Annotated in this window: 19 protein-coding genes; 14 read left to right on the forward strand and 5 right to left on the reverse strand. The window is 64.4% G+C overall.

All coding sequences use genetic code 11. From position 1 onward, the window contains the following. The first annotated feature begins 15 nt into the window (after positions 1 to 15). The 4 genes from F562_RS0116460 to F562_RS0116475 are packed head-to-tail and all read left to right on the forward strand — an operon-like array spanning position 16 to position 3,175. Positions 16 to 537, forward strand: coding sequence for a DinB family protein (locus tag F562_RS0116460; RefSeq protein WP_018158071.1), 522 nt, complete (start codon positions 16 to 18; stop codon positions 535 to 537). A 60-nt stretch (positions 538 to 597) separates the two neighbouring features. After that, a complete protein-coding gene (mshA, locus tag F562_RS0116465) occupies positions 598 to 1,872 on the forward strand; it encodes a D-inositol-3-phosphate glycosyltransferase (protein WP_018158072.1) in 1,275 nt (424 codons plus the stop codon). 16 nt (positions 1,873 to 1,888) lie between these two features. Continuing rightward, positions 1,889 to 2,410 carry a YbjN domain-containing protein gene (locus tag F562_RS0116470; RefSeq protein ID WP_018158073.1) on the forward strand — a complete coding sequence of 174 codons (522 nt, stop codon included), beginning with the start codon at positions 1,889 to 1,891 and terminating at the stop codon, positions 2,408 to 2,410. A gap of 21 nt (positions 2,411 to 2,431) precedes the next feature. Continuing rightward, positions 2,432 to 3,175: a phosphoglyceromutase gene (locus tag F562_RS0116475; RefSeq protein WP_018158074.1), complete on the forward strand. Its 744-nt coding sequence runs from the start codon at positions 2,432 to 2,434 to the stop codon at positions 3,173 to 3,175. A gap of 57 nt (positions 3,176 to 3,232) precedes the next feature. Here F562_RS0116475 and F562_RS0116480 read toward each other — a convergent pair whose 3' ends face one another. From F562_RS0116480 to phoU, 3 genes are all read right to left on the reverse strand, one after another. Beyond that, on the reverse strand, positions 3,233 to 6,214 hold the full coding sequence (locus F562_RS0116480; RefSeq protein ID WP_018158075.1) for a M36 family metallopeptidase: 2,982 nt from the start codon (positions 6,212 to 6,214) through the stop codon (positions 3,233 to 3,235). Between the two features lie 253 nt (positions 6,215 to 6,467). Then, positions 6,468 to 9,464 carry a M36 family metallopeptidase gene (locus F562_RS0116485; RefSeq protein WP_018158076.1) on the reverse strand — a complete coding sequence of 999 codons (2,997 nt, stop codon included), beginning with the start codon at positions 9,462 to 9,464 and terminating at the stop codon, positions 6,468 to 6,470. 164 nt (positions 9,465 to 9,628) lie between these two features. Then, on the reverse strand, positions 9,629 to 10,309 hold the full coding sequence (gene phoU / locus F562_RS0116490; protein WP_018158077.1) for a phosphate signaling complex protein PhoU: 681 nt from the start codon (positions 10,307 to 10,309) through the stop codon (positions 9,629 to 9,631). Between the two features lie 190 nt (positions 10,310 to 10,499). Here phoU and F562_RS0116495 point away from each other — a divergent pair, with 190 nt between their 5' ends. Together F562_RS0116495 and F562_RS0116500 are read left to right on the forward strand one after the other, a co-directional pair. After that, entirely contained in the window at positions 10,500 to 11,687 is a 1,188-nt protein-coding gene (locus F562_RS0116495; RefSeq protein WP_018158078.1) for a sensor histidine kinase, read from the forward strand. Continuing rightward, positions 11,684 to 12,367, forward strand: coding sequence for a response regulator transcription factor (locus tag F562_RS0116500; protein ID WP_018158079.1), 684 nt, complete (start codon positions 11,684 to 11,686; stop codon positions 12,365 to 12,367). The genes F562_RS0116495 and F562_RS0116500 overlap by 4 nt, the downstream gene beginning before the upstream one ends. Positions 12,368 to 12,382: 15 nt before the next feature. On the opposite strand, the gene F562_RS20425 is transcribed toward F562_RS0116500, so the two are convergent. Continuing rightward, a complete protein-coding gene (locus F562_RS20425; RefSeq protein WP_018158080.1) occupies positions 12,383 to 12,931 on the reverse strand; it encodes a hypothetical protein in 549 nt (182 codons plus the stop codon). A 211-nt stretch (positions 12,932 to 13,142) separates the two neighbouring features. Between F562_RS20425 and F562_RS0116510 the strand changes: the two genes are divergently transcribed. Genes F562_RS0116510 through ispF form a run of 3 tightly spaced genes read left to right on the forward strand, consistent with a single transcriptional unit; the run spans position 13,143 to position 14,823 of the window. Beyond that, positions 13,143 to 13,625 (forward strand): CarD family transcriptional regulator, encoded by a 483-nt coding sequence (locus tag F562_RS0116510; protein ID WP_018158081.1) that lies wholly within the window; start codon positions 13,143 to 13,145, stop codon positions 13,623 to 13,625. Positions 13,626 to 13,650: 25 nt separating this feature from the next. After that, positions 13,651 to 14,331: a 2-C-methyl-D-erythritol 4-phosphate cytidylyltransferase gene (ispD, locus tag F562_RS0116515; RefSeq protein WP_018158082.1), complete on the forward strand. Its 681-nt coding sequence runs from the start codon at positions 13,651 to 13,653 to the stop codon at positions 14,329 to 14,331. A 12-nt stretch (positions 14,332 to 14,343) separates the two neighbouring features. Next, positions 14,344 to 14,823: a 2-C-methyl-D-erythritol 2,4-cyclodiphosphate synthase gene (ispF, locus tag F562_RS0116520; protein WP_018158083.1), complete on the forward strand. Its 480-nt coding sequence runs from the start codon at positions 14,344 to 14,346 to the stop codon at positions 14,821 to 14,823. Between the two features lie 81 nt (positions 14,824 to 14,904). Here ispF and F562_RS19735 read toward each other — a convergent pair whose 3' ends face one another. Further along, the gene (locus F562_RS19735) at positions 14,905 to 15,234 is read right to left on the reverse strand and encodes a transcriptional regulator (RefSeq protein ID WP_051080181.1); all 330 of its coding nucleotides are present in this window, start codon (positions 15,232 to 15,234) and stop codon (positions 14,905 to 14,907) included. 149 nt (positions 15,235 to 15,383) lie between these two features. On the opposite strand from F562_RS19735, the gene F562_RS0116530 reads away from it, so the two are divergent. From F562_RS0116530 to F562_RS21090, 5 genes are all read left to right on the forward strand, one after another. Then, on the forward strand, positions 15,384 to 16,472 hold the full coding sequence (locus tag F562_RS0116530; RefSeq protein ID WP_018158085.1) for an S-(hydroxymethyl)mycothiol dehydrogenase: 1,089 nt from the start codon (positions 15,384 to 15,386) through the stop codon (positions 16,470 to 16,472). Further along, positions 16,472 to 17,122: an MBL fold metallo-hydrolase gene (locus F562_RS0116535; RefSeq protein ID WP_018158086.1), complete on the forward strand. Its 651-nt coding sequence runs from the start codon at positions 16,472 to 16,474 to the stop codon at positions 17,120 to 17,122. The genes F562_RS0116530 and F562_RS0116535 overlap by 1 nt, the downstream gene beginning before the upstream one ends. A gap of 144 nt (positions 17,123 to 17,266) precedes the next feature. Continuing rightward, the gene (gene cysS / locus F562_RS0116540) at positions 17,267 to 18,688 is read left to right on the forward strand and encodes a cysteine--tRNA ligase (RefSeq protein ID WP_018158087.1); all 1,422 of its coding nucleotides are present in this window, start codon (positions 17,267 to 17,269) and stop codon (positions 18,686 to 18,688) included. Between the two features lies 1 nt (position 18,689). Beyond that, a complete protein-coding gene (gene rlmB / locus F562_RS0116545) occupies positions 18,690 to 19,655 on the forward strand; it encodes a 23S rRNA (guanosine(2251)-2'-O)-methyltransferase RlmB (protein WP_018158088.1) in 966 nt (321 codons plus the stop codon). A 52-nt stretch (positions 19,656 to 19,707) separates the two neighbouring features. Then, positions 19,708 to 20,175: a hypothetical protein gene (locus F562_RS21090; protein WP_211206471.1), complete on the forward strand. Its 468-nt coding sequence runs from the start codon at positions 19,708 to 19,710 to the stop codon at positions 20,173 to 20,175. Positions 20,176 to 20,180 lie beyond the last annotated feature (5 nt).

The following is a 20,180-nucleotide window of genomic DNA, read 5'->3' on the forward strand; positions in this document are numbered from 1 at the left end:
AGTAGTGTCGGGCCTGTGCGCACTGACCCCACACCTACCGCCGATGAGATCACGACCCTCCGGGGCTTCTTGGACTTTCATCGGGACACCCTTCGGCTGAAGTGCGAGGGTCTTAACGCCACGCAGCTCGCGACGACGCACCCGCCGTCGGCACTGACGCTCGGCGGCCTGCTCAAGCACCTCGCGCTCGTGGAGTCGCACTGGCTGCGTTGGGTATGGGCGGAGCGCCCGCTGCATCCGCCCTTTGATACTGCGCCGTGGGATGACGACGAAGACTGGGAACTCCACTCTGCTCGGCACGATTCGCCGGAAGAACTGCGCGCCATATTCGATGCCTGTGCTGCCGATTCCGACGCCATCATTGAGCAGTCCTATGCCGTGACCGGCCTTGAAGGTCGCTCGGCTCGTCCGGATCGGGAGACCGGCGATCCATTTAACCTCCGGTGGATCCTGGTTCACCTCATTGAGGAGTACGCCCGGCACAACGGCCATGCCGACATCATCCGGGAGTCTCTCGACGGCGTCACCGGAGAGTGAACAACGTGCTGATGGAGTTCGGCTGACCACGTCCCAACGGGCGCGTGTCAGACTGCCGGAGTGAACGTCAATGACGCTGCTGAGTGCATCGTGCGCCGGGTCGCGATGGTCAGCGTGCACACCTCACCTCTGGATCAGCCCGGACAGGGTGACGCCGGAGGGATGAACGTCTACGTGCTGGAAACGGCGCGCGAGCTCGCCCGCCAGGGCGTCGAGATTGAGATCTTCACCCGACGCACGTCCTCCGCCCAGCCGGACGTCGTCCAGGCTGCGCCGGGGGTGCTCGTACGCCACATCGACGCTGGACCCTATGAGGGTCTGGGCAAGGACGACTTGCCCGGGCAGTTGTGTGCCTTCACTGCTGGGGTCATGCAGCTCATCGCCGGTCTTCCAGAGGGCTACTTCGATCTGGTGCATTCTCACTATTGGCTATCTGGACAGGTGGCCTGGCTCATCGCAAACCGCTGGCAGATCCCGGTCGTGCACTCTATGCACACGATGGCAAAGGTGAAGAATCAGTATCTCGCGCAAGGGGATTCGCCGGAGCCGCAGGGACGAATCATCGGTGAAGAACAAGTCGTCCGAGCCGCTTCCTTCCTCGTCGCGAATACCGAACAGGAGCGCCAGGAGCTGCTGGATCTCTACGCCGCAGACAGCGATCGTGTGCACGTTGTCACCCCAGGCGTCGACCTTGAGACCTTCACGCCGGGTGACCGCGCCAAGGCTCGTTCGAGGGTAGGTCTAGATCCGGACGATCAGGTCATGCTCTTCGTCGGTCGGATCCAGGCCCTGAAGGCGCCAGATGTGCTGCTGCGCGCAGCGGCCCGGATGCTCGATGAACAACCCTCCCGGCGCGACCACCTCGTCATCGCCATCCTCGGAGCCCCGAGCGGCTCGGGTGTTCACCGGCCCCGGTGGCTCACCGATCTCATTCGGGATCTAGGCCTGGCCGATGTGGTGCGCATCGTGCCTCCCGTGGAGCGGAAGGTGCTCGCGGACTGGATGCGTACAGCCGACCTGCTGACGGTGCCGTCGTACAGCGAGTCATTCGGTCTGGTCGCGTTGGAGGGCGAAGCGTGTGGCACCCCGGTGGTGGCCGCTCGGGTCGGTGGGCTTCCGGACGCCGTGGGCGATGGTGGTGTCCTGGTCGAAGGGCACGACCCCACGGTGTGGGCAGCCACTCTGATCGAGTTGATCGATGATCCGCTTCGCCGTAAGACGTTGGGGGAGAACGGCATTCGACATGCACAGTGCTTTGCCTGGAAAAAGACCGCAGCACGATTGCTCGAGCTATACCGCACGGCTTGCCGTGAAGCAGCCGTCGGACTGCGCTGAAACCGGAGGTTCCGCGATGCCGTTAGACGAAGCCGTTCGCGTCCTGGAGGCGACCCTTGAGGATGCCGAACTGGACTGGGAGGCGGGGGCCAAAAAACGTGAATACGTCGTGACGCTTCCGGGTGACAAGAAACTCCGAACGGTCGCGTCGCTGCTTCTGCGCGAGCGCGGAATGTCGGTATCCGCATTCGTGATTCGGGCGCCCGACGAAAACCACGACCAGTTCTATCGACATCTCCTCCGACGCAACCTGCGCCTTCCTGGAATGGCCTACGCGATCGATCACCTGGGCGACGTCTATGTCATGGGCGAGGTGCCTGCCGAAGCGGTGACGGAGCACTATCTCGACCAACTCTTCGGAGTCCTCCTGGAGGCGTGCGACCAACCGTTCAACGATCTGTTGCTCTTGGGGTTTCGGACCTCGATGCAGAAGGAATGGGACTGGCGGGTCGATCGTGGCGAATCGCTGCGCAATCTGGAGGCCTTTCGTTCGGTACTTCAGCGTTCAGACGGCGAGAAGGCACCGCCAGCCGAGTAGGCGTCTCTTTACACTGGCGGTATGACCTACACGCTTGTCCTGCTGCGTCACGGCGAGTCCGACTGGAACGCCAAAAACCTCTTCACCGGATGGGTCGATGTCGACCTCACCGACAAGGGGCGGGCCGAAGCCGCCCGCGGAGGTGAACTGATCCGCGACGCCGGTCTTGAGCCCGATGTGTTGCATACCAGTTTGCTACGCCGAGCCATCAGCACGGCCAACCTCGCCCTCGATGCTGCCGACCGACACTGGATCCCGGTGAAGCGCCACTGGCGCCTCAACGAACGCCACTACGGCGCCCTTCAGGGGAAGAACAAGAAGGAGACCCTCGACCAATACGGCGAGGAGCAGTTCATGACGTGGCGGCGTTCGTACGACACCCCGCCGCCGGAGATCGAGCTCGGCACCGAATGGAGCCAGGATGGCGACCCGCGCTACGCCGACTTGGGCGGCGACATGCCGCGCACCGAGTGCCTCAAAGACGTCATCGAACGATTCCTGCCGTATTGGGAGGACGAGATCGTGCCCGACCTTACGGCGGGAAAGACGGTGCTGGTCGCGGCACACGGCAACTCACTGCGAGCCATGGTGAAACATCTGGACGGCATCTCTGATGAAGACATCGTGGGCTTGAACATTCCCACCGGCATGCCGTTGGTCTACGAATTGGACGACGACTTCAAGCCGACCGTGGCCGGGGGCACTTACCTCGACCCGGAGGCCGCGGCCGAGGCTGCAGCCGCTGTCGCCAACCAGGGCCGCTGACACGATCGTCCCCGCCCGCTGACCGCGGACGGGGACGATGCCTCCGTGGAATCTTCGCTACTTCGTGAAGACCTGTACTTCGGCGATGCCGTGCGACTTGGCGTTGAAATACGCCGTGGTGCAGTCGGTGTCGTTCTCTGGGTCGTTGTCTTGCTCTCCGGCGTAGCGCGGATTGCCCGTGCAGTGACTTTCCACGGTCTGAACCTTCACGTGCGTGGCGTTCACCTTGGGGAAGGAGAACGACCGCATGGTCATGTTCGGTGCGATGGGCCAGAGGGTGCCGCCGGGGAAGGCATCTTGCGGCGAGGTGTAAACCTTCCGGAAGTCGCGGTCCTCGGTGCAGGTGACCTTGCCGCGCGCGTCACAGGTCCAGATCGCAAACTGGCGCAACGACTCATAGAGGCCGGAGTCGAGCGCACTGACTTGGGCCCTCCCGATCGACTGGCGACCGCCAGCAAGGTCGATGACATACGACGGCTTGACGCCTTCGTCGTCGGCGGATGCCCGGTTCGCGGTTCCTTCATCCTCGTCGATGACCGATCCGGCTCTGCTGCCCGGACCATCGATCGAAGCCCCTGCCGTGGCGCTGGCCAGGTTGGGAGTCGGCTTGACCCGCAGGTCCTTTGACTTGCCCTCGACCAGGGTGCCCGCCATTTCCTTCTGGCCATAACCGGGCGCGGTCACCTGATAGGTGAACTGGCCCGGCACCGTCGTGTATGTGTCGCCCAACGGAGTCGTGGGATCGGTGTCGGCAACGGGCCGGGTGCGAGCGGTGTAGTCGCCGACATAAAGTCGGGCGCCCTCGATCAACCGACCGTCGGCATCAAGGGGGCTGAACCGCACCGTCGCGTTCTTGGCGCGCGGCGAGTCGAAGCCAGGAGTCGGCTTCTCATCGTCCGTTGAGGTGACCGATGCCGATTCTCCGAATCCGCGGGCGGCAAACGCGTCCCAGAGGATCTTCTGGTTGGCGCCGCCGAAGCGGAGCAGGTCGGCGGCGAGCATGGCGTCCCGCATGTCCAGCATGGACACGTCGCCGGTTGGCTTGAGCAGCCAGGAGTCGAAGATGAGTTGCATCCATTGGCGGTTGCCCGGGCATTCCTCGACCTTGGTTGCGCCGGTCGCGCAGGAGCGCTGCGTTGCCGCGTTCCCCTTCCCATGAGTCTTCATCATCGCCGTGCGGATGTCCCACATGGTGGCCGACCAGATCTCACCGTCGGAGTGCACGCCTGTCCCGAAGATGTCGTATCCCACGTTGGAGAAGTTCAGCGGCGAGTCGTTGAAGTTGTAGTTGCGAATGCCACGCACGGGGTCGCCACTCACGAAAGCTCCCATGGGGGTCGATTCGCTGCCCACAGGTGCGTAGCCCCACTCCTGGGCGTATTCGGTGGCCATGAGGTCTGACCAACTCTCGCCCATCGCGCCTCCATGGAAGGAGTCCAGACTGTTGTCGGGTCCGCCGATCATGCGGTTGCTGATGGCGTGGCCGTATTCGTGGCCGATGACCGACATGTCGAAGGAGCCGTCGGCGCACTGGGGATAGCCGGCTCCCGCGAGCGGCTGCCAGAGATACATGTTGGTGTAGACGTCGCCGCCGTCGGCGCTGGCGAACTGACCCGCGTTGTTGCGCCAGCCGCTCTTGGCTTTGTCTTGTGCGTAGCCGGCTTCGGCATCGTTGCCTAGGCCGCCTTTGTCGCCGTTGTCTTTTTGCATGTTCCAGGCGGTCTCGGTGAATCCGAGTTGGTAGGACCAGTCGTGCATCCGGTTGTGCATCGCGAACAGGTTGCCCGTGGCGGCGTCGGCGTCGTGTTTGGTCGGTGAGTCGAATCCAGCCGGGTCGCACTTGCTCTTGGCCCATTGGTTGGTGAACTCGTATGTGTAGTTGCGGTCGGAGCGCTTCTCAGCGGGGACCTCTGGGTCCCCTTCGCCCCAGGAATAGACCGTCGTGGCGTTGTTGCCATCGGTGGTGCCGGTGGGCTTCTTGGTGGCAGGGTCAATGTCCCAGGCATTAGGTGAGATTCCGGATTGGGTTTCATCGCAGCCGGCCCTCTCGGTCCAGCACCACAGGCTGCGTTCTCCTGGGTCGTCTCCGGCTTTGGGCGTCGAGGGGTAGACCTTCCAGGTCGGGTTGTCCGAATCGGCGTGCATCAGGTTGGTCCGTGCGATGGCTTCGCCGGTCGTTGCGTCGATATAGACGGCGTAGCCGCCTTCGTCGCCGGGCAGGATGGTCTCGACGTGGTAGGCGACTTGGGGGGCTTTGCCCGGAATCGGAATGACGACTTTGGTCACGCGTTGGTCCCGCTTGGACAGGCCGGTCGCAGAGAACCGTTTCCACGCGGTGACGCCTTCAACGGCCTGTGCCCGTTTGGCGGTCGCGCCGATCGAGCGTTCGGTGACTTTGCCGGCCTTGTGGCCCACGTTTTTGGCGGCGGCCGTCAGCGCATCGGCGGCGTCGAGGGTGGCGCCGGCGGGCGTGCGCCGCGCAGCCGCGGAGTCGGTGGGAGCCAGGGAAGATCCGGCGTAGAGAACCTTTCCGTTATGGATCCCGATGGTGGCCATACCGTCCAGGCCCGCTGGGATTCCGTTGAAGGTTTGACGCAGCAGGACGACGCTGACTTTTCCGACCTTGTTGATGCTGACCAGTTCCATGGTCTTCACGGCGGCGGCGTTGAGCCCGTAGGTGTCTGCTTCCTGGGTGAGGTAGGCGCGAGCTGCTTTCTCCGGGTTTGTGCTGAGGCCACTCGCGAGGGTTTTTCCGTTGGCGGCAACGACGGCGGCGGGAGTTCCGAACCGGCTGGTCCGGGCTGCTAGGGCTGATTTAGCGGTGACCGATCGTGCCTTTGAGGCGCGCGCTGACGAGGGCTTCGCTGTGGGGCGGCTGTCGAAGTTGGGCAGCCCATGGTCGTGTTTGTGGCTGGCCGCGGACGGTTTGGATTCCTGGGGCGCAGCGTCGGCGGTGAGCTGGGGCAGGCCCAGGGTCGCTGCGAGGCTGGCCGAACTGACGCCTACGAGGGCGCCGCGAACGACGCGGGATCTTTTCATGGCAGGTTCCTCCTTTGTGGCTTCGTCGCGTTGACGGAGTCAATGCCTGAGTGAAGCGCTTAGGAGGCAGGAATAAGTAGCGTCTTTACCAAAGCCGAACCAAACACAAACGTTTCTATTCGGTAAGTTTTGTTACCTATGTCACATCGCGGGGTATGGGGAACTCCGGGGCTCAAGGGGTCAGGTCTGAACGCAGGTCGTCCCCGTCAGCGCATGTGCTGACGGGGACGACGTGTGGAGTTCGTGCGTGGGCTTACTTAGTGAAGAGTTGCACCTCCGTGAGCAAGTGGTTCCCCGCGCTGGGGGATGCCGTCTCACAGTCGGTGTCGTTCTCTGGGTCGTTGTCCTGCTCACCGGCGTAGAGCGGGTTGCCTGTGCACTGGCTCTCCAAGACGTCGACCTTCACGTGCGTTGCGTTGACCTTCGAGAAGGAGAACGACCGCAGGTTCAGTTCGGGAGCGACCGGACGGAAAGCGCCTCCCGGGAAGGCGTTTTTCGGGGACGTGTACACCTTCCGGAAGTCCGCCGGTTCAGAGCACGTGATCTTGCCTCTGGCGTCGCACGTCGAGATGGCGAACTGCCGAGGGGCTTCGTAGCGGTGGACTGGAGCTCCCGGCCTGTCTGCGAGGCCGCTCAGTTGAGCACGGCTCACCGCTTGGCGGCCGCCTGCGAGGTCGATGACGAAGGACGGCCTGGATGCTCCGTCGGTCGTCACCATGCTCCACGTGGCCTCGCTATCGTCGATCAGTGCCTCAGGCTTGTCACCCGGACCATCTATCGCAGCCCCCGCAGCGGCGCTAGACAGGTTGCGTGGGAGGCGAACGTTGAGGTCTCGGGTCTGGCCCGCCTTGATGGTCGAACTGGACTCGTGCTGGCCGTACCCGGGGGCGACCACCTGATACGTCACCTCACCCGGAGCAGCGGTATAGGTGTCACCGAGTGCTGTCTTCGGGTCGGTGTCAGCAACCGGCGTGGTGCGCGCGGTGTAGTCGCCGACAAAGAGTTGCGCGCCTTCGATCAGGCGACCATCAGAGTCCAGCGGACTGAAGCGCAGGGTCGCGTTCTTGGCGTGCGGTGAGTCGAAGCCGGGACGTGGCTGGTCATCATCCGTGTTGGCCACCGATGCGGACTCCCCAAAACCTCTCGCCGCGAAGGCGGTCCAGAGCAACTTCTGGTTTGCTCCACCGAAGCGGAGCATGTCAGCTGCCAGCATGGCGTCCCTCATGTCCAGCATGGACACGTCGCCGGTTGGCTTGAGCAGCCAGGCGTCGAAGATGAGTTGCATCCACTGGCGGTTTCCCGGGCATTCCTCGACCTTGGTTGCGCCCGTCGCGCAGGAGCGCTGCGTCGTCGCGTTCCCCGTGCCGTGAGCCTTCATCATCGCGGTGCGGATATCCCACATCGTCGCCGACCAGATCTCGCCGTCGGAGTGGGTACTCACACCCGCGAGGTCATAGCCGATATTGGAGAAGTTCAGCGGAGACTTGCTGAAGTTGTAGTTGCGGATGCCGCGCTGAGCGTTGTTGGTCACGAACGACCCCATCGGGGTGGAGGCCGATCCCAACTTCGAGTAGCCGAATTCCTGGAGGTATTCGGTGGCCATCAGGTCAGACCAACTCTCGCCCATCATGCTCCCGTGCAGCGAGGACAGCCCCTCGTTTGGTCCGCCAATCATGCGGTTGCTGATGGCGTGTCCATATTCGTGGCCGATGACCGACATGTCATAGGAACCGTCCGAGCACTTGGAGTAGGACACTCCGGCAATCGGCTGCCACATGTACATGTTCGACCCTGGCGATCCGCCGTCAGCGCCGGTGCCCTGGTTTGCGTTATTCCGCAAGCCAGACTTGGCGCCAGCTTGCGCGACTCCGCCCTCCGGGTCGCCGCCAAGGCCGCCCTTGTCGCCGTTGTCCTTTTGCATGTTCCACGCGGTCTCGGTAAAGCCCAACTTGTAGGACCAGTCGTGCATCCGGTTGTGCATGGCGAAGAGGTTGCCTGCGGCGGCGTCCTTGTCGTGCTTGGTGGGACTGTCATAACCCGCTGGGTCGCATTTGCTCTTGGTCCACTGGTTGGTGAACTCATAGGTGTAGTTCCGGTCGGACCGCTTCTCGGCTGGCCCTACCTCCGAGTCGCCGCCCCAGTCGACTTCCGTTTCGGCGTTGTTCCCCATGGTGGTGCTGGTCGACTTTCCGGTCGCGGGGTCAACGTCCCAGGCCTCGGGTGAGATGCCCGACTGAGTCTCGTCACACCCTTCCTTTTCGGTCCAACACCAGAGTTTGCGTTCGCCAGCGTCATCGCCCGTGTTCGGAGTTCCGGTGAACACCTTCCACGTCGGGTTATCGGAGTCAGAGCTGACGAGATTGTCCCGTGCGATCGCCTCACCGGTGACAGCGTCGATGTAGACGGCGTACCCGCCTTCGTCGCCGGGAAGGCTTGTCTCAACGTGATACGCCATCCGGGGGGCCTGGCCGGGCACCGGGATGGCGACCTTGGCGACGCGCTGGTCGCGTGCTGAGAGTTTCTTAGCGCTGAAGTGCTTCCAGGTGGTGACTCCAGGTTTGGCCTGTGCTCGTGTGGCGGCTGCGCCCACAGAGCGCTCAGTGACCTTGCCGGCAGCGTGACCGACATTCTTGGCTGCCGCGGCCAGCGCATCAGCATGCGACAGACTTGCGGCGGCGGGGGCGCGCTTGGCCTTCGTAGAGTCCGTAGGAGCAAGAGTCGAGCCGACATACACCACGCTGCCGTCGCGAACGCCGACCGTGACCATTCCATCGCGTCCGGCAGGAACCCCGTCAAAGGTCTGTCGAAGGAGGACGACCTTGGTGTCGCCGACCGGGTTGATATTGACCAGTTCCATGGTCTCGACGTCGGACGCGCGCAGGCCGTACGTGTCTGCTGCCTTGGTCAGGTAGGCCCGGGCGGCTTTCTCCGGGTTGGCGCTCAGACCACTGGCGAGAGACTTTCCGCTGGGGGCGACCACGGCGGCGGGAGTTCCGAATCGGCTCCACCGGGCGTCCAGGGCTGATTTGGCGGTGACTGACCGCGCCTGCGCTGTGCGGGCAGCGGACGGTTTGACCGTGGGGCGCTTGTCGAAGTTGGGCAGCCCATGGTCGTGCTCATGGCTGGCCTTAGCTGGCTTGGACTCCGGCGGGGCAGCGTCGGCGGTGAGCTGTGGCAGGCCCAACGTCGCGACGAGACTGGCCGAACTGGCGCCCACGAGGGCACCGCGAACGACGCGGGATCTCTTCATGGCAACTTCCTCCCTTTGGGTTCCATCGCGATAACGGAACCTGTGGGCTGAGTGAAGCGCTCAGGAGGAAGAGTTGAGATCTCTATTTACCAAACCCGAACCAAGTAAAAACGTTTCTTTTCGGTAGGTTTGGATATCTATATCGCCCCGTTGGGCGTCGGAGGTCAGACTCGTTTGGGGTTGCTGACGACGCCCTCGTCCTCGGTGCCGTAGCGCCCAGTGACGAGGTAGACGACTCGGTTCGCGATGGCTACGGCATGGTCGCCGAAGCGCTCGAAGTAGCGCGACAGCAAGGTGGCGTCAACCGCTGCGGCCGTGGAGTCAGCCCAACTGGGATCGAGGAGTGTCGCGAAGACTTGACGGTGCAACTCATCCATCCGGTCATCGGTCGTCTCGATATCCGCAGCCGCCCGAATGTCCTTGTTGGCAATGGCTTTTCCGGTTTTGATGGCGAGTTCTTCGGCGACGAGCTCCATCTCCTGCACGATGGGCCGAAGCTGCTCCGGTACGGCATTGTCCGGGTACCGCCGTCTGGCGGCCTTGGCGATGTGCCGAGCCAAGTCACCCATCCGCTCGATGTCCGATGCCATGTGCATCGCGGTGACGACCATCCGCAAGTCTGTTGCCACCGGTTGCTGCAGGGCGAGGAGATCAACGGCCCTGTCGTCAACAGAGCGGCGGATTTCATCGATGTCGTCATCCCCGGCAATCACGCTCTCGGCCAGGCTCAGATCGGCGTGGAGCAGTGCGGACGTGGCGCGGGCCATGGCCTGTTGCACCAGAGCGGTCATGTGGACCAGTTCGTCGGAGATCCGGTCGAGATCCTCGTGGAACGCATCGCGCATGTCGGGTGTCTTCCCTCAAAGTTTGCACCCTGGGCGGGCGCACGTGAGTCGGGCGAGGCTACGCCCAACGGTCGGAGGTTCGCAGCATGCCGTAAACGCGCGCCAGACTCCAGGTGAACACTCAGCATTAGGGGCCGCAGAGGCGCCTCCTGGCTCGGAGCATTGAGGTGACGGCCGTACATTGGACGCCGTGTCAGACCTCGTTCTCGCCTTCCTGTGCGTGCTGTTGGGCCTGGCCGTCGGTGTCGGCATCACCTGGGGGGTGCTGCGAACCCGTCAGGCGGCTGCATCCGACGAATTTGACCGCGGTGGCTTGCGCCCCGGCGCCGAAGACGTCATCCACGCCTTGAAGTCCATGACGATCGTGCTCAACCCGTCCGACCTGGTCCTTGTCGCTTCAACCTCGGTGCAGGCTCTTGGTCTGGTGCGTGGCCAGCACGTGGCGCATGAGGAACTGCGCTATCTCGTGCGCGAGGTGCGTCGCGATCGGGTCGTACGCGAGGTCGAACTCGAACTTCGCCGTGGGCCGATGGGACAGGGCCGGCTGACCCTGGCCGTTCGCGTGGCGGCGCTGCCGGGCGACATGGTGCTGATGCTCATCGAGGACCGTACTCATGCGCGCCGCGTCGAGGAGACCAGGCGTGACTTCGTGGTCAACGTGAGTCACGAACTCAAGACGCCGGTGGGTGGCCTCGCGCTCTTGGCTGAGGCAGTCGAGGGCGCCCGTGACGACCCAGAAGCCGTCCGGCGTTTCGCGAGTCGGATGCACATCGAGGCTGACCGACTCGGACGGCTTGTGCAGGAGATCGTTGAACTGTCCCGCCTTCAGGTCGCCGACACACTCCACGCGCCGTCCCTGGTGGACGTGAACGCCTGCATCACCGACGCCATTGACTATGTCGGCGTGGTGGCCTCTGACCGGGGCATCGACGTGGTCCCGGCACTGGCTGAAGGATCTCCTCAGGTCTACGGCGACGCCGAACTGCTCACCACTGCGGTACGCAATCTGGTGTCCAATGCCGTCAACTACTCCGAGCCGCGTACCCGAGTCTCGGTGACGGCGCACCACAGCGATGAGGTCGTGGAGATTAAAGTCTCCGACCAGGGCCTGGGAATTCCGGCGGCTGAGCAAGAGCGGATCTTCGAACGGTTCTACCGTGTCGACGCAGCCCGCTCCCGCGCAACCGGCGGCACCGGCCTTGGCCTGGCTATCGTCAAGCATGTGTGCCTCAACCATGGCGGCGAAGTGAGTGTGTGGAGCGAGGAGGGCCTCGGTTCGACCTTCACCATGCGCCTGCCGCTCGCCGTCCCAGACGACGCTGATCTGGCGTCCATCGACCCCCCGCTGAGCAACACCCCCCGGAAGGACATGTCATGACCCGCATCTTGGTCGTCGAGGACGAGGAGTCCTACAGCGACCCGTTGTCCTATCTCCTCCAAAAGGAGGGCTACGACGTCATCGTCGCCGAGACGGGGCCGGACGCCTTGACGGCGTTCGATCAAAATGGAGCCGATCTCGTGCTTCTCGATCTCATGCTCCCCGGTATGCCCGGCGTCGAGGTGTGCCGCAATCTCCGCCAACGCTCCAACGTCCCGGTGATCATGCTGACGGCGAAGGATAGCGAGGTCGACAAGGTCGTGGGCCTGGAGTTGGGAGCCGATGACTACATCACCAAGCCGTACTCCACGCGGGAGCTTTTGGCGCGGGTCAAGGCTGTCCTGCGGCGCGGCCAGGAGGCCGACGAGTTGATGCCCGTGACTCTGGAGAGTGGGCCCGTACGCATGGACGTCGAGCGGCACACCGTGTCGGTTGCAGGAGAGCCAGTTTCGATGCCGCTCAAGGAGTTTGAGCTGCTCGAGACCCTGCTACGCAACTCAGGAATCGTCATGACGCGGATGCAGCTGATCGACCGCGTTTGGGGAAGCGACTACGTCGGTGACACCAAGACCTTGGACGTCCACGTCAAGCGCCTGCGCGCAAAGATCGAACCCGATCCGGGCGCACCGAAGTACATCGTCACGGTGCGTGGACTGGGCTACAAGTTTGAGGCGGCCTAGGCCGCGGGCTGTGGCCTAGTGGCCGCCGGCCCCCTCCTCGCCCTCGGCATGGTCGTGCTTGGCCGTATGCGTGCCGTAGGGGAATTGGTTCAGGAGCACCGGGGTGTTCACCACTATCTGTCCAGCGGACGGGGTGGTGAAGGCTAGGCCGGCGGATTCGCCCGGCTCGCCGCTGATCTTGGGGAACGTGATGGCCTTGATCCGGTCGCTTGATGGACCGCCGGCCTTGCCGTCGAGTCGCACCGTGCTGCGGGCCGGAACGGTGAATGCTGTTCCACCTTCGGCGCTGGTGCCGACCGTGATCTTGACCGGCTTGCCGGTGGGGTTTGCGGCCAGGCCCGCGAGTTTCGCGGGCTCCTTGCCATCCTCGGACGCGATGAGCAGGACGTCTTGGAGCAGCACACCGCCGACCTTCGCAGAGACTCCGTCGGCGGGTTCGTAGGCCAGGTCGGTGGTCTGCTCCGACAATTCGGCGCAGCCACTGAGGCCGATGGCGACGGCGGTCGCGGCGATGGCAGCACCCGTCCGGGTGGCAGAGGTCGAGATGGCTGGTCGGCGGATCACGAGCGTCAGAGTATCGCGGACAGTGCGGGCGGTTGTGTCGTGTCTCCGAATTCGCTTAGCCACCAAGGCGAGCGCTCGTGTCGATGCACGCGATGGTGGTCATTGTCAACCTCTCGAGGCATGCGCGTTCATGGCTCTGACCTGCGCAGACATGACTGTGGCCTGGGCCACGCCGTGGTATTCTTGGGGTCGCGAAAGGGGCTTTACACATATGGCATTCAAGGTCGGCGAAACCGTGGTCTATCCGCACCACGGCGCGGCACTCATCGAAGAGATCAACGTCCGAAAGGTCAAGGGGGAGGACAAGCAATACCTCAAGCTCAAGGTTGCTCAGGGTGATCTGACGATTGAAGTTCCTGCAGAGAACTGCGACCTGGTAGGGGTACGCGACGTCGTGGGCAAGGAAGGCCTCGACAAGGTCTTCGCTGTCCTTCGGGCTGAATATGTTGAGGAGCCGACCAACTGGTCGCGCCGCTACAAGGCCAACCTCGAGAAGCTCGCTTCGGGCGACGTGATCAAGGTCGCCGAGGTCGTCCGCGACCTGTGGCGTCGGGACCAGGACCGGGGCCTGTCCGCGGGCGAGAAGCGCATGCTCGCCAAGGCGCGCCAGATCCTCGTCTCTGAACTGGCACTAGCCGAGCACACCAATGAGGACAAGGCCGAAGCCACCCTCGACGAGGTTCTCGCGTCTTGACGCCTGACCGCAGTTAGACATCTTTATGACCGACGCCCGTGACAGCCATGTCACGGGCGTCGTCGTCGTTGCGGGGGGAATGGGCACTCGCCTAGGCGCCGACCGACCTAAGGCGCTCGTTGAGGCCGGCGGCGAAGCGTTGGTGGTGCATGCCGTACGTCGGGCTCAAGCGGTCCGAGGCGTGCAGCAGATCGTGGTCGTGGCCCCACGGACCCAGCTCGATGAGTTTGCGCGTCTCCTCAGTGACTCCGCAGAGGTCGTTGCTGGCGGCGCGGAGCGTACCGACTCCGTTGCCGCGGGACTGCGGCGCCTTCGACCCGAAGTCGAGATTGTTCTCGTGCATGACGCCGCCCGCGCCTTGGCGCCACCCGAGTTGTTTGAGCGGGTCGCGGCCGCCGTCGCCGAAGGATTCGACGCCGTGGTGCCCGGGGTCGCGGTAACCGACACGATCAAACAGGTCGGCCCCGATGGCGAGGTCGTCGCAACTCTCGACCGAGCCGCGCTGCGTGCGGTGCAGACACCGCAAGGTTTCGCGCGCGAGGCCTTGGTGCGTGCCCATGCGCTCGGCGTGCAAGCGACCGACGACGCGGCCTTGGTCGAGCGTTTGGGTGGCCGAGTGCGCGTTGTGGAAGGTGACCCGATGGCGTTGAAGGTGACCACACCGTCCGACCTGGCTCAGGTCGTGAGGCTGCTCGCTTCCGGATGACATCATGAACGTATGACTCTGCCGCGCACCGGAATTGGCGTTGATGTCCATGGCTATGCCAGCGACGACCGCATGTTGCACCTCGCCGGTCTGGAGTGGCCGGGCGAGCGGGGCATCGAGGGCCATTCAGATGGGGATGTCGTCGCGCACGCGATGTGCGATGCGTTGTTCTCCGCCGCCGGCTTAGGAGACCTGGGTCAACACTTCGGTACCGATCGGCCCGAGCTCGCGCGAGCCAGCGGCGCACGGCTGCTGAAGGAGGCACGCGAGATCCTCGACGGTGCCGGTTTCACGATCGGAAACGTGGCCGTACAAGTCGTGGGCAATCGGCCCAAACTCGGCCCTCGGCGCGAGGAGGCTCAAGCAGCGTTGAGCGAAGCTCTCGGTGGAGTACCCGTCTCGGTCAGTGCGACGACGACGGAGGGATTGGGGCTGACAGGCCGGGGTGAGGGTGTCGCGGCACTTGCGACGGCCCTCGTCGTGGCCCGTTGATGGTGTAACCCGCGTCGATCGGCGGCGAATACCTAGTGTCGGGGTGACCGGACCCCTCATATGCCGCCGGTCGATGGCCTGTCAGGTGGTGATGTGCGGAAAGCGCCGCTCGGACCCGCGTACGACCCTTGCCATGCGTTGGATCTCACTCACGTGTCCGCACAAGGCTTCGCGCCCAGCAGGGGTCAGTGCGACCCGGGTGTGGACGTGCCCGTCCTTGGTCTGTTTGGTGAGCCGGACGTAGTCGGCCTCGGCCAAGGCGCGGAGGTGCTTGCTCAGGGTGGGAGCGGTCAGCGCCAGAACTTCTTGAAGCCGGCCGTAGTCCATCTCGGGCATGGGCGTCAGGATGGTGCAGATTTTCAGCCGGGTCGGCTCATGCACCAGCGGGTCGAACTGTGGTCGGGGGCTCACCTGCTCAGGGTACGACTGGCTTGCCGCTGCGGAAACCGGGCCACACGCGCCCTTGCCGTGTTTGGCTGAGGTATGGGCCCAAACCACTTGCCGAAAGCCGCTGTGACGGGTTGGCTTTGGGGGTCGTACCGCACCATCAAGGAGAACCCATGCCACAAACCGTCAAGGGCGTTATCGCTCGCGCCAAAGGCGAGCCCGTCGAGCTCACCGACATCGTCATTCCCGACCCCGGGCCCGGCGAGGCGGTCGTCAAGATCGACGCCTGCGGGGTGTGTCACACCGACTTGCATTACCGCGAGGGTGGAATCAACGACGAGTTCCCGTTCCTCTTGGGCCACGAGGCCGCCGGAACGGTTGAGGCGGTGGGTGACGGCGTCACCGACGTCGCACCCGGTGACTTCGTCATCCTCAACTGGCGGGCCGTGTGCGGCCAGTGCCGCGCGTGCGCAAAAGGCAAGCCGTGGTACTGCTTCGCCACGCACAACGCCACACAGAAAATGACGCTCACGGATGGCACTGAGCTGTCCCCGGCGCTGGGCATCGGCGCCTTCGCCGAGAAGACGCTGGTCGCCGCAGGCCAATGCACGAAGGTCGACCCGGACGCTGAGGCCGCGGCGGTGGGTCTCCTCGGATGCGGGGTGATGGCAGGCTTCGGAGCCTCGGTCAACACCGGCGGCGTCGGTCGGGGTGACTCGGTCGCCGTGATCGGGTGTGGCGGTGTCGGTAACGCTGCGATCGCCGGAGCCGCGATCGCAGGCGCCACGACAGTCATTGCGGTGGATGTTGACGACCGCAAACTCGAAGGTGCGAAGAAGTTCGGCGCGACGCATACGGTCAACAGCAAGAACGTTGACCCGATCGAGGCGATCCGTGAGCTCACCGGTGGCAACGGCGCGGACGTCGTCGTCGAGGCCGTCGGTCGCCCAGAGACCTACGAACAGGCTTTCTACGCAAGGGATCTCGCCGGTACGGTCGTGCTGGTCGGAGTGCCAACTCCCGACTTGAAGGTGCCCGAGTTGCCGTTGATTGAGGTCTTCGGTCGCGGCGGCGCACTCAAGTCGAGTTGGTACGGCGATTGCTTGCCTAGCCGCGACTTCCCGATGCTGGTCGACCTCTACCGTCAGGGCCGGTTCGACCTCGATGCCTTCGTCACCGAGAAGATCGGTATCGGCGACGTCGAGGCTGCCTTCGATGCGATGCACGGTGGCGACGTGCTGCGTTCAGTGGTGGTCCTCTGATGGCGGAGACGGTGCGTGAGCAGGATGGCGTTCGGGTCGACCGTGTCGTGACCTCGGGGACGTTCAGCCTCGATGGTGGGACCTGGGAGGTCGACAACAACGTCTGGGTGATCGGCAACGACACCGAGTGCCTGGTGATCGATGCGGCGCACGACGCCGAGGCGATCATGGCCGCTGTCGGAGACCGATCGTTGGTCGCGGTGGTGTGCACCCATGCCCACGACGACCACATCAACCAGGTGGGAGCGCTGAAGGAAGCCGCAGGAGCGCCGACGTACCTCCACCCCGAAGACCGGGTGCTGTGGGACCAGTTCTATGCCGAGGCGGCACCCGACCAGGATCTGTCCGACGGGCAGGAGATCGAGGTCGCGGGCACCCGCCTGCGCGTGTTGCACACACCCGGACACGCTCCGGGCGCCTGCTGCCTGTATGCGCCCGACCTCGGCGCGGTCTTCACCGGCGACACCCTGTTCCAGGGCGGGCCAGGTGCGACCGGGCGGTCCTTTAGCGACTACCCGACGATCGTCGACTCCATTGACGCGAAGTTGTTGGCACTCCCGGAGGAGACCGTGGTTTTCACCGGCCACGGCGATGCCACCAGCATTGGCGCCGAGGCTGCCGGTCGTGCCGGATGGAGCGCCCCGGATTAGCCGCCACGCCGAGTCAGCGGACGGTCAACGACGGTCTACTGACTCGTGGCTGCTGGAACAGAGGTCGTCGTCGACCGACGCGGCTAGTGCGCAAGCCGGTGTGCATGGTGGGGCGCGACCCTTATCGCCGGTAAACTCGGGCGAGTGAGTCTGCAGATCTATGACACCGCCACCCGCGAGTTGCGTGAGTTCGTCCCCCAGCAGGAGGGGCGCGTCGGGATCTACATCTGTGGGCTGACGACGCAGGGCTCGCCCCACATTGGGCACCTGCGCTTCGCGGTCGCCTTCGACATCTTGCGGCGGTGGTTCACTGAAGGCCACGGTTATGACGTACGTCTCGTGCGTAACGTCACCGATATCGACGACAAGATTCTTGCCAAATCCGCTGAAGCACAAGCGGATTGGGCCGCATGGTCCTACCGGCATGAGCGCGAGACTTCAGATGCGCTGGACATTCTTGGGGTGCTGCGACCGACGTACGAACCGCGCGCCACCGGCCACGTGCCAGACATGGTCGAGTTGATGAACGTGCTGATCGAACGCGGACATGCCTATCCGGCCCCGGACGGCAGTGGCGATGTCTACTTCGACGTGAGGTCCTTCCCGGACTACGGGCGCCTCACGCGGCAGGGCCTGGAGGACATGGAGCCTGCCGCCGACGCAGACCCGCGCGGTAAGCGTGATCCGCGCGACTTTGCGCTCTGGAAGGGCCGTAAAGACCACGAGCCTGAGTCGGCGAGTTGGACGACGCCGTACGGTGCGGGTCGCCCCGGATGGCACCTGGAGTGCTCGGCGATGGCTCGGCGCTGGTTGGGCGACAGCTTCGATATCCATGGCGGCGGGCTTGACCTGCGGTTCCCGCACCACGAGAACGAGCAGGCGCAGTCGCGCGCAGCGGGATTGGGCTTCGCCGAGTATTGGATGCATAACGGCCTGCTCACGTATGACGGCGACAAAATGAGCAAGTCGCTCGGCAACGTGCTGACCGTCGGTGACCTGACCAAGACCGTTCGGCCACTCGTCCTGCGCTACTACCTCGGATCCGTGCACTACCGGTCACGGATGGACTATCACGAAGGCTCGCTGGATGAAGCCGCGGCAGCGGTCGAGCGCATCGAGAGCTTTGTGCAGCGCGCGGGTGCGACCGGCGAGGGGGATGTGCCCTTCCCCGAGGCATTCTGCGCCGCAATGGATGACGACATCAATGTGTCCGGCGCGCTTGCTGTGGTCTTCGACACGATTCGCGAAGGCAACACCGCGCTGGATGACGGCTCGGCGGAGCGGGCGCGCCACCTGGGCGAACAGGTGGTCCTGATGACGTCTGTCCTGGGTGTGAACCCGCTTGACCCGCAATGGGATTCGAGTGAGGGTGGCCGAGCGATGGGCGCGGTCGGCGCATTGGTGGCAACTCTCATTGAGCAGCGCAAACAGGCTCGTGCAGACAAGGACTTCGCGACGGCCGACCGGCTTCGCGATCAACTCGTGGCCGCGGGCATCCACGTGGAGGACACCGCTGACGGTGCCCGCTGGAGCCTGACGACTTCAACCTCGACGGACGGTAACTGACATGGCTAAGGCACGGCGACCGGGCGTACGCAAGCCCGGCTCTAAGAAGGGTGCCGTCGTCGGCAGCGGTGGGCAGCGCCGGCGCGGACTCGAAGGCAAAGGCCCGACGCCCAAGGCCGCCAGTCGGCCCAATCACAAGGCCTACAAGTCCGCCAAGGCTGGAGAGAAGGCCGGTGGGGCGGCCCCGTCCAAGCCGTCGCCACGCCGTGGTGGCGGCAAGGCGACCTTCGAGGTGATTGCCGGGCGCAATGCCGTTCTGGAGGCGCTGCGCGCTGGCGTTCCAGCCACGCACCTCTATGTCGTGGGGCGTCTCGACAGCGACGACCGGGTTCGCGAGACCCTCAAGATCGCCGCCGATGAGGGCATCCCGATCTTGGAGGCAACCCGGACCGACTTGGAGACTCTCGCGGATGGCACCGCCCACCAGGGTGTCGCACTGCAGGTGCCGCCGTACGAATACGCACACCCGGGCGACCTCATGGACCCGGAGGCGCCTGGCGCGCCGCTGATCGTGGCGCTCGACGGCATCACCGATCCACGCAACCTGGGTGCCATCGTGCGCTCAGTCGCGGCCTTCGGCGGACACGGGGTAGTCGTGACCGAGCGGCGTTCAGCCGGGATGACCGCAGCGGCCTGGAAGACGTCGGCTGGTGCGGCGGCTCGGGTACCTGTCGCGCAGGCCACTAACCTCACTCGAGCGCTCCAGGACTACCGCAAGGCCGGGTTCTTCGTGCTCGGCCTCGACATGGACGGCGATGTGCTCTTGCCACAGCTCACTCTCGCCGCAGAACCGTTGGTCATCGTGGTGGGCTCGGAGGGCAAGGGCCTCTCGCGCCTCGTGGGGGAGACCTGCGATCAGATCGTGTCTGTTCCCATGAGCTCGGCGGTCGAGTCCCTCAACGCCGGGATCGCGACGTCGGTGACGCTCTATGAGATCGCGCGCCAGCGGGGCCTCGGATTGTCCTGACCCGATCCACCCCGACAACTAGGCTGCGGGTACATCACGCCGAGGGGAATCCATGTCGAACGATCAGCCAGAAGGTAAAGAACCTACCCAGCCGCTGCCGCCTCCGGGACCGGACGCGAGTGGCTATGCCCCAGGTCCGTACCAACCGCCGCCGTCAGGGCAGCCTGGATACGGCCCGCCGCCTGGGTATGGCCCGCAGCCTGGGTGCGGTCCACCGCCTGGGTATGGCCCGCCGCCTGGGTACGGCCCGCAGATTTCGTACGGCTACGGCCCGCCTGCCGTTCCACGCAAGGAGCCTGCGCTCAGCCTGATCCTTTCGTTCTTCATCCCAGGCGTCGGCACGATGATTAACGGTGAAGTCGGTAAAGGAATCGGCATCCTGATCGGCTACTTCGTGAGCTGGATCCTCATCATCGTCCTGATCGGGATCGTCGGCGTCTTTGGCTTCTGGATCTGGGGGATGGTCGACGCCTACCAAGGTGCAGTGGCGTACAACAGGCGGCACGGCTATCCCGGCTGATCGGC

The sequence above is a fragment of the Demetria terragena DSM 11295 genome, assembly GCF_000376825.1.
Lineage (GTDB): Bacteria > Actinomycetota > Actinomycetes > Actinomycetales > Dermatophilaceae > Demetria > Demetria terragena.

Excerpts from the sequence above, each read along its gene's own strand:
- F562_RS0116470 (WP_018158073.1), top strand. The coding sequence starts at position 1,889 with ATGCCGTTAGACGAAGCCGTTCGCGTCCTGGAGGCGACCCTTGAGGAT.
- F562_RS0116475 (WP_018158074.1), top strand. The coding sequence starts at position 2,432 with ATGACCTACACGCTTGTCCTGCTGCGTCACGGCGAGTCCGACTGGAAC.
- F562_RS0116480 (WP_018158075.1), bottom strand. The coding sequence starts at position 6,214 with ATGAAAAGATCCCGCGTCGTTCGCGGCGCCCTCGTAGGCGTCAGTTCG.
- F562_RS0116485 (WP_018158076.1), bottom strand. The coding sequence starts at position 9,464 with ATGAAGAGATCCCGCGTCGTTCGCGGTGCCCTCGTGGGCGCCAGTTCG.
- phoU (WP_018158077.1), bottom strand. The coding sequence starts at position 10,309 with ATGCGCGATGCGTTCCACGAGGATCTCGACCGGATCTCCGACGAACTG.
- F562_RS0116500 (WP_018158079.1), top strand. The coding sequence starts at position 11,684 with ATGACCCGCATCTTGGTCGTCGAGGACGAGGAGTCCTACAGCGACCCG.
- F562_RS0116510 (WP_018158081.1), top strand. The coding sequence starts at position 13,143 with ATGGCATTCAAGGTCGGCGAAACCGTGGTCTATCCGCACCACGGCGCG.
- ispD (WP_018158082.1), top strand. The coding sequence starts at position 13,651 with ATGACCGACGCCCGTGACAGCCATGTCACGGGCGTCGTCGTCGTTGCG.
- ispF (WP_018158083.1), top strand. The coding sequence starts at position 14,344 with ATGACTCTGCCGCGCACCGGAATTGGCGTTGATGTCCATGGCTATGCC.
- F562_RS0116530 (WP_018158085.1), top strand. The coding sequence starts at position 15,384 with ATGCCACAAACCGTCAAGGGCGTTATCGCTCGCGCCAAAGGCGAGCCC.
- F562_RS0116535 (WP_018158086.1), top strand. The coding sequence starts at position 16,472 with ATGGCGGAGACGGTGCGTGAGCAGGATGGCGTTCGGGTCGACCGTGTC.
- rlmB (WP_018158088.1), top strand. The coding sequence starts at position 18,690 with ATGGCTAAGGCACGGCGACCGGGCGTACGCAAGCCCGGCTCTAAGAAG.
- F562_RS21090 (WP_211206471.1), top strand. The coding sequence starts at position 19,708 with ATGTCGAACGATCAGCCAGAAGGTAAAGAACCTACCCAGCCGCTGCCG.